The sequence below is a fragment of the Pseudoalteromonas sp. BMB genome (assembly GCF_001709235.1).
GTDB classification, from domain to species: Bacteria; Pseudomonadota; Gammaproteobacteria; order Enterobacterales; family Alteromonadaceae; genus Pseudoalteromonas; species Pseudoalteromonas maricaloris.
The window spans coordinates 1-439 of sequence record NZ_MBQA01000072.1 but is presented as its reverse complement, the minus strand read 5'-3'; the positions used below and the strand labels follow the sequence as shown (position 1 = coordinate 439).

Genomic DNA, 439 nt, shown 5'->3' with positions numbered 1-439 from the left:
ATTCTGCATCAAAAGTTGTTTCAAGAGCTACCTGAGCATCTTTGACAATACCCTTAAAGACGTCGCTCTCAGCAGCTTCGGCAAGACATCCGCCATGTTTCAAGTACTTGGTTCTAAGTTCTGATCCTGGAGTGCAAAACTCTTTTTCTGCTGACGCTCCTCCTCCGACAAAAAGTTGCAGAAATTCTCTCTGCAGGGGTGTCAGACACTTGGTGGTGTAATTTCCTCCACATTCTCTCACTTCGTCACCAACTTCGCACCACTCCGTTACTTTTTCGTCATTATCTGGAATTCCGTTACTCTGGAAGTGAAACATCAATGTCGCCATGCACAAATCCAGTTCCTTTCCATGACACTGCTGAGATGATACATGGGATACTCCTATGACAAGGAGCAGCAAAGCTGAGTAAAAGATCGGAAGAGCACATGTTTGAACTCC

The 439-nt window shown here is 45.1% G+C and carries 1 protein-coding gene; it reads right to left on the bottom strand.

From position 1 onward, the window contains the following. The coding region (locus BB427_RS06640; protein ID WP_139119027.1) for a hypothetical protein at window positions 1-328 on the bottom strand (328 nt) is incomplete at its 3' end. Window positions 329-439 lie beyond the last annotated feature (111 nt).